The organism is Frankia sp. CcWB2 (genome assembly GCF_977927585.1).
Genome location: NZ_CDWRCM010000004.1, coordinates 3,976 through 11,334, shown reverse-complemented (window position 1 = coordinate 11,334; position 7,359 = coordinate 3,976). Strand labels below are relative to the sequence as shown.

The window sequence follows — 7,359 nt, the reverse complement described above, 5'->3', positions numbered from 1 at the left end:
TAACACTGAAACCACCGAGCGCGATCAGATTGAAATCCCGATAGGGGACGTAATGAAGTAACAAATACGTGATCGAGAGCATCATCGCAGGTCACAGGCCTGTGGAGGGTTCGAAACGCGCAATTTATTTCATTTCGACTCCATTCCCCCGTTTACACCGATCCCTGTTCAGGTTGGCGTCGCCACCTCAACTTTTATAAATCCCAAGACGCGGCTGTGCCGGATGGCTGACGACATCCCAGGCGCGGATCATCTTCCGCCCAAGCCGGATCATAACAGTCCCGCCACCGGCATTCGGGGCATCACGTGGATTGGATCGTGGTGACGGGACCGCCAGGCACACCCGGCCCGCACCCAGTAGGCCATCGCGTTCACGATCTCCCGCTGTTCGTGCACCGGCGGCCGGAGCCGCGAACGGCGGTAACCGACCGCAGACAGACCACAGACGATCTCGCGGTCCGCTGGTCCGCTGGTCCGCTGGCCAGGTGGCCAGGTGGTCCGGGACTCACGGATCGGGGACTCGCGAGTCCCGGACGGTCAGAGGTAGGCCCCGCGGCCGAACGTCTCGCTGCCGGGCTGCTGCCCGCTCGGCAAGGCCCGCCGGCGCATCTCCTCGAGCTGAGCCTTGGCGGCCATCTGTTGGGCGAACAGCGCGGTCTGCAGGCCGTGGAACAGACCCTCGAGCCAGCCGACCAGCTGTGCCTGGGCGATCCGCAGCTCGGCATCTGACGGCGTGCGCTCCTCGTCGAACGGCAGCGACAGCCGATCGAGTTCCGAGTGCAGGTCCGGGGCAAGCCCGTCGGAGAGCTCCTGGATGGAGCTGCGGTGGATCTCGCGCAGCCGGACTCGGCTCGCGTCGTCCAGCGGGGCGGCCCGGACCTCCTCCAGCAGCTGTTTGATCATGGCGCCGATGCGCATCACCTTGTCGGGCTGGGAGACCAGCGCGGCGATGGGGTTGCCGCCGTCCGGGTCCTCCGCAGCCTGCAGCGCCTGGTCACCGCCTGGGGCCAGCGGCCGCACCGGTCGGTTGAGTACCCCCGAGTCCGCGGTCTCGTGCAGCGCGCCGTCAGGCCCGACGACCATGACGCGGGGTTCCGGTTGATCCGTCATGCCCCCTATCCTGCCCCGTGATCCGCCTCTCACGGCACTGGCTTCGCCTCCACGGTCACGCCGAGTGTCACCCATCGAGAGTCATTCCGGGATCGTGAGTACTACCTTTCCGACATGTCCGAAATCAGCCACATGCTGGTGTGCCCGCGCGACCTCGGTGATCGGCAACACCCGATCGACGACCGGCCGGATCGCCCCCGCCTCGATCGCCGGCCAGAAGTCGCCGCGGACACCGGCCACGATGTCGGCCTTCTCCTCGACCGGCCGCCCGCGCAGCGACGCGGCGTGGACCGCCGCCCGCTTGGTGAGCAGGGCGCCGAGGTTGAGCTCCCCTTTCACCCCGCCCTGCAGGCCGATGACTACCAGGCGGCCTCCCACGGCCAACACGGCGACGTTGCGGGCGAGATACACCGCGCCCATGTTGTCGAGGATGACGTCCGCCCCGTGGCCGTTGGTAGTCTCGCGGATCCTGGCAACGAAGTCGTCGTCGCGGTAGGAGACCGCGAGGTGGGCGCCGAGCCCCCGCACCCTGGCCAGTTTGGCCGCAGTGCCGGCGGTGGTCGCGACCAGCGCGTTCGGACGTAGCGCGCGGACCGCCTGGATCGCGAAGGTCCCGATGCCGGACGCCCCGCCGTGCACGAGGAAGACCTCATGGTCGCGCAGACCGGCGATGCCGAAGACCGTGGAGTACACCGTGCAGGCCACCTCGGGCAGAGCGGCCGCCGTGATGAGGTCGACCCCGGCCGGGACCGGCAGCACCTGGCCGACCGGCACGTTCACCCGACTCGCGTAGCCGCCCCCGCTGAGCAACGCGCACACCTCGGCCCCGACCTCGACCCGGTCCACGCCGACGCCGAGAGCCGCCACCCGCCCGGAGCACTCCATCCCGATGATCTCAGAGGCGCCGGGCGGCGGCGGGTAGAAACCTTGCCGCTGGAGCAGGTCCGCGCGGTTCACCGCCGTCGCAACCACCTCCAGGGTGACCTCGCCGGGCCCCGGGGCAGGAGGGTCAGCCACCGTCGACCACGTCATGACCTCGGGCCCACCGGGCGCTTTCACCGTCACAGCATGCACCCGTCACACGCTACGGCTCCTCGGCACGCGACGCCGCGGCATCATCCGGCGTGCGGGCATGTTCATGCCACGGCCGTACAGATGTTCCGGTGGGGTGGACGACGCCGGCTCGGGCCTCAGACCGGCTCGGGCTCCGGTTGGGGTGAGCCGGGAGCCGGCTCGGTATACGGCGAGGGCTCGTGCGGAGCCGGCGGCAGGTCAGGAGCGTCGGGCAGGAGCGGGCCTGGATCATCCGGGATCGGGGCGTCCGGATCGAGCGGGGGCGGGGGACTCGGGCGATGGGGACGGACGGCCTCGGGCATCGCGACAGACGGGGTAAACAGACCAGACCGGGTAGACAGGACAGACACAGATTTCGCCGTACCCGGCGGGCGTCGCGGCGGAAACATCTTCCTAGCATCCCATGTCGGCCGCTCGACCCTCGCCGCGGCCTGATCGCCGGCCATCCCGCTGGACCGGCGTCGCGCATCCGTGCGCCGCCCCGTCCTCGCGACCGTCCCGCCCGGATCTCGGTTCATCGGCTCGCACCTCCGGCCCTATGCCGTCAAGTCCTATGCCCCTATGTCCTATAATGTGGCTGCCTCGGCCGGTCCGAGACGGGTCTGTCCCCGTGGCCGATGCCAACGCGCGCCAGGACCATCACCATGTGTGGCCAGCCCGACATCATCGGACCGAGGGTAAAGCCACTGCTTCGAGCGTATTAACAGTGACCGCCCCACTCGGCATCCAGGTACCACGACGCATACCCGATCGAGTCGCTACCGTCATATGCACATCGCCCTGAACTCATGGTTCTCTGCAACCAGTGACAGACGACCACAGCATCGGCTGTCCGGCCGGCGCCGCGGACGCGCCGGCCTCGACGGGCCCGGGGAGCGTGCCAGTGGAAGCGGTCGCGGCCGACGACGAGCCCGAACATCCCCATACCCAGGCGGAGTTTCATGCCTTCTTCGAGAGACATCACCGCGAGCTGAGCCGGTTTGCGTATCTCCTGACTGGCGATCACGACGTCGCGGACGACATCACCGCGGACGCTCTGACGGCCGCCTGGTCCGCATGGGACCGGGTCCGCTCCGCAGACCTTCCACTGGCGTATGTCCGGCGGATCGTCGCCAACCTGGCGGCCGACCGGGTCCGGAAGGTCGTCCGCGAGCGACGCGGGCTGCTCTTCCTTGGTCAGCGGGCCGACCAGTCGGCGCGGATACCCGATCTCCCCGCGGTCATGGATCTGCGCTCCGCGCTGATGACACTGCCGCCGGGCAAACGTGCGTGTGTCGTGCTCCGCTACGCCTTCGACCTGTCGGAGATCGAGACGGCTCGCACGCTGGGTATCTCCGTCGGCACGGTGAAGAGCCAGACCGCCAAGGGAGTCGCCGAACTGGAGCGGATTCTCCAGAACACCGAGCTACCGCCGGCCGGTGCCGCGGAGGTGGCGAGGCCACAGGTAGCGTCCGGTCAGTCGGGCACGTCACGCGGCGCCACATCCCGATCGGGCGGTTCCCGGGTGAATGGGTCCCGATCGGGCTCGGGTCGCCTGGGACGGCGGCGGGGCAGTGGTCAGTCCGGCAAACCGGCGGGTCCGAGCCGGTCGGCGTTCGCCTGCCTCGGCCGCGTCAAGCTATGGCCCTGGTGGCAACAGCGAGTCGGCGAGGCATAGATGACGCAGAAGGCGCCCGGGGTTCCAGGGGCCCGATCATGATGCGCAGGGTGGCGCGGCGGCGCGGCGCGGCGGGCCTCCGGCCGATTGCCGTCCCTCCGCTCCGGGGACGGGTGACCGCGTGACTAGCGACCACGGAACAGGCGACCGTGGAACGGGCGACCGTGGAACCAACAGCTCGAGCGCGGATGGTCGAGGGTCAGCCGATCGCGTCGGCGAGTTCCGCGGCGGCGACGGTCATGGCGGCAATCTGGGGGAGCTCCCGTTCCCCGACCGACTCCGCGGCATGCTGAGCGCCGAGATGGGCCGGCACCGCCCCGACTCCGATCGCATCCGCAGACGTGTCGCGGCGGCAGTCGATGCTCCCCTGAGCGGCACGATCATCCGCCCCCTCGGCCCGATCGGACCTGTCGGCCCGAGCGGTCCACTCAGCGCGAACGGACCACTCGGCGCGAACGGACCACTCAGACCGCCTGGTTCGATCGGCTCCAGCACCCGGACCGAGGATGGCCGGATCATCACCCGGCAGCACCGCCTGGGCCGTACCGTCACGAAGGCCCCATCGAGCCGACGGCGCCGATCCAGCCGGTCTACCAGCCCCGACCGGCTCCCCCGGTCCCACAACTGGCCCCGTTCCCGGCGGCACTCGGTTGCCCGACGCGGCACGATCGCGGGGGCGCTACTCGCCATCGTGAGCATCATGGCCCTGACGGCCCTGGCCCTGCTGGGGCCGTCAGGATCGAACTCCCCGGCTCCGCCCACGACGACCGTCACGGCGAAGCCGCGGCCGTCCGCCACGCCGGTCACGACGTCTCCGGTCGTGCGGACGCCGGCCGCGTCGCCCCAGGCCACCACGGTGGTCCCACCGGAACCGGCCAAGTCGAGCCCCGCCGGAACATCCGGGGGCAGCGCCGCCGTCCCGGACGCGACGAGCGACGCGAGCGCCGCACGGAGATCCGCCGGCCCGGACCCGGCGGACCCGGGGTCCGCGAGCGGTGGTGGCGGCGCACCGTCACCGTCCGCGGGACCGTCCGCGAACCATGGTGACAGCAGATCCTCCCTGCCCAGCGGAACGTTCGCGGGCATCGGCGGCGGGATCTACACCAGCACCGTCGCCCCCTTCCCCAGTGGGTCACAGGTGCGGCTTCCGGGCCCCGGAACTCTCGACTGGGTGCTGTTCGGGGGCTCGTGGAACGGTGTGCAGAACCGGGCCGCCATTGTGATGCCGCTGATCGACACCGACACCCTGCTGGGCACGTCCGTGCCGTCATCCTCCGGATTCGACTGGACGGAGGGCACGCCGGTCGCGACCGGCGTGGACGACACCGACCGGCTGTCCCTGCAGGGCTCGGCCCGGCTGACGGTCTTCGTCTCGCAGTCTCCGCTCACCCTGGACGTCCTCCTCGGATCCGGTTCCGGGCGGGTACAGATCATCGTCACCTCCATCGGCGGCACGCAGACCTTCACCCAGACCCTGCCTTCACCGATCGCCGATGGCTCGGCCGATGGAGTGGTGAGCATCGGGCTGCCGGCCGGAATCGGCACGACGTCGATCACCATCTCCAGCGGGGGCACGTCGGGTTGGACACTGGCGGCCGCAGTCCTGCGCTGACGGCGTGGGTCTGCGCGGTTACGTGGGTCTGCACTTGACCATGCGGAACCATGGGGAACCATGCGGACGAAAAATCTTCACAACGACGGCAACCAATCAACCTCCGCCGGACGACTGACAGATGAACGCCATACCGGCCCCCCGCGCCAGGAGGTCCGGCGGTGTTTCGGCCCGTTCACTCCCCGGCTACCCCCCAGCCCGGCGGACGGGTCGCCAAGCGGCCGCCGACGGCGGCACGCGGGCTGGCCGGCCCGGCCAAGGTCGGCCAGCCCCTCGCGCCCCCTCCCACGCCGCCCGGCGCCCCGGTCCCGGGTGTGAGTCCGGTCGCGGGAAGGTGCCACGCGCCCTACGCTGACCGGCCGGGGAGAGGTAGCGTCAACCTCGTGCGTCGGCTGCTGTTGTCACCCTCGTGGATCGCGCGTCATCTCCTCGCGCTCTTCCTGATCGCATTCTTCATCCGCATGGGCATCTGGCAGCTGACGAAGGGCGAATCCCCGCAGGGATCGTTGCAAAACCTCTTCTACGGGGTCGAGTGGCCTGTCTTCGCCGCCTTCGTCGTGTACTGGTGGGTGAAGATGATGAAGGAGGATCTGGCGCCCAAGGACACCACCGGGCCGCGGTGGGGTGCCCACGGCCGGATCGCCCCCGAGGCGCCATGGCGACCGGATCTCGACACGGGCCCCAAAATGCTGACGACCGGCACCGCCGAGCAGTCCGCCGAGGACGACGAACTCGACGCCTACAACCGCTATCTCGCCTCACTGTACGAGCGTGACGCCCTTCGGGACGCCCTCAAGCACATCAACGGAGCCCGCTGATGACGGCATTGCCCGACCCCACCCGTACGGCCACCACAGGACGTGCCTCCGCGACGGCGATTCGCGCATCCCTGCTGCGGTATCGGGCCATCGCCTACATCGTCGGTGTGGGGCTGATCGCGCTGGTGTGCATCGGCATGCCGATGAAGTACATCGGCGGCAACGACGCGATCGTGGCGGCCGTCGGCCCGCTCCACGGTGTGCTGTACATGGTGTATCTCGCCGCTTCCTTCGATCTGGCGAACCGTTGCCGGCTGTCCTCGACCCGGACGATCACGATCATGCTTGCCGGCACCATCCCGTTCCTGTCGTTCTTCGCCGAGCGGCGGGTCACCTCCCTTGTGCGGGAGAGCCAGCTGTCCGCCGCCGCGGCTCCGGCCAGCCCGGCCACCGGGCCCACCAAGCCCGCGAAGCCCGCGCAGAGCGCCGAGGCCTCCACAACCTGACGGACCTGAGGACCGGCCTGACGGCGTCGAGAGACGCCGGGACCTCTCAGGGCAGGGACATCTCAGGGCAGGCCGACGCAGGCAGAGGCCGCCGTCGGCTTCTGCCGACGCAGGCAGAAGCCAACGCGCCGGGAGACGCAGAAGCCGACGCGCCGGGAGACGTCGCCTCAGGACACGTCCGAGTCAACTCCAGCCAGGCGGAACGCCGCCGGTGCGGGGCGGCGGAGACGGGCGGGCACGGCGATCGTCAGGACCTCACCGGCGGTGAGCCGCCGGAGCCGGGCCAACCGGGAGGGCGGAGCGAGCATCTCCGCGGACAGCACCTGGTCAGCCTCGGTACCGAAGGCAAACAGGCGCCCGTCCGACCAGGTGATCAGTTCGTCGGCCGTACTGGCGGGTCGCACGAGGACCAGCTGGGCGCGCCGCGGGTCCCAGACGATCGTCACCGTCCGCGTGGTGGACCGGAGCAACGCCCACTTGCCGCCGCTGCGGTAGGCGGCCGCCAGCATCCAGGCCGTCTCGTTTCCCTCGGGACGGCGGGACGGACGATCCGCGATCACCACGAGCCCCGCGTCGTCGACCGCGATCGGCGGAGTCGGGTCCGCCCGCAGGTCCGCGGCGGTCACCGTCCCGAATGCTCCG

7 protein-coding genes and 1 pseudogene are annotated in these 7,359 nt (G+C 69.9%); 4 read left to right on the top strand and 4 right to left on the bottom strand.

The annotated features are described in order from the left end of the window. Positions 1–315 precede the first annotated feature (315 nt). From ACY45C_RS01295 to ACY45C_RS01285, 3 genes and pseudogenes are all read right to left on the bottom strand, one after another. Positions 316–405 (bottom strand): annotated as a pseudogene (locus ACY45C_RS01295) (IS5/IS1182 family transposase); the annotation flags it as partial. A 132-nt stretch (positions 406–537) separates the two neighbouring features. Then, positions 538–1,110 carry a bacterial proteasome activator family protein gene (locus ACY45C_RS01290; protein WP_462185845.1) on the bottom strand — a complete coding sequence of 191 codons (573 nt, stop codon included), beginning with the start codon at positions 1,108–1,110 and terminating at the stop codon, positions 538–540. A gap of 81 nt (positions 1,111–1,191) precedes the next feature. Further along, positions 1,192–2,184 (bottom strand): NAD(P)H-quinone oxidoreductase, encoded by a 993-nt coding sequence (locus ACY45C_RS01285; protein ID WP_462185844.1) that lies wholly within the window; start codon positions 2,182–2,184, stop codon positions 1,192–1,194. 883 nt (positions 2,185–3,067) lie between these two features. Between ACY45C_RS01285 and ACY45C_RS01280 the strand changes: the two genes are divergently transcribed. The 4 genes from ACY45C_RS01280 (at position 3,068) to ACY45C_RS01265 (ending at position 6,717) form a co-directional block, all read left to right on the top strand. Further along, complete coding sequence (locus ACY45C_RS01280; RefSeq protein ID WP_462185843.1) at positions 3,068–3,841, top strand: SigE family RNA polymerase sigma factor; 774 nt, start codon at positions 3,068–3,070, stop codon at positions 3,839–3,841. A 700-nt stretch (positions 3,842–4,541) separates the two neighbouring features. Further along, entirely contained in the window at positions 4,542–5,453 is a 912-nt protein-coding gene (locus ACY45C_RS01275; protein ID WP_462185842.1) for a hypothetical protein, read from the top strand. Between the two features lie 161 nt (positions 5,454–5,614). Then, positions 5,615–6,271 carry a hypothetical protein gene (locus tag ACY45C_RS01270; RefSeq protein WP_462185841.1) on the top strand — a complete coding sequence of 219 codons (657 nt, stop codon included), beginning with the start codon at positions 5,615–5,617 and terminating at the stop codon, positions 6,269–6,271. Beyond that, positions 6,271–6,717, top strand: coding sequence for a DUF3817 domain-containing protein (locus tag ACY45C_RS01265; protein ID WP_462185840.1), 447 nt, complete (start codon positions 6,271–6,273; stop codon positions 6,715–6,717). Before ACY45C_RS01270 ends, ACY45C_RS01265 begins: the two co-directional genes overlap by 1 nt. Before the next feature lie 167 nt (positions 6,718–6,884). Here ACY45C_RS01265 and ACY45C_RS01260 read toward each other — a convergent pair. Next, positions 6,885–7,359, bottom strand: a 475-nt coding sequence (locus ACY45C_RS01260) for a hypothetical protein (protein ID WP_462185839.1), incomplete at its 5' end; no start/stop codon positions are given.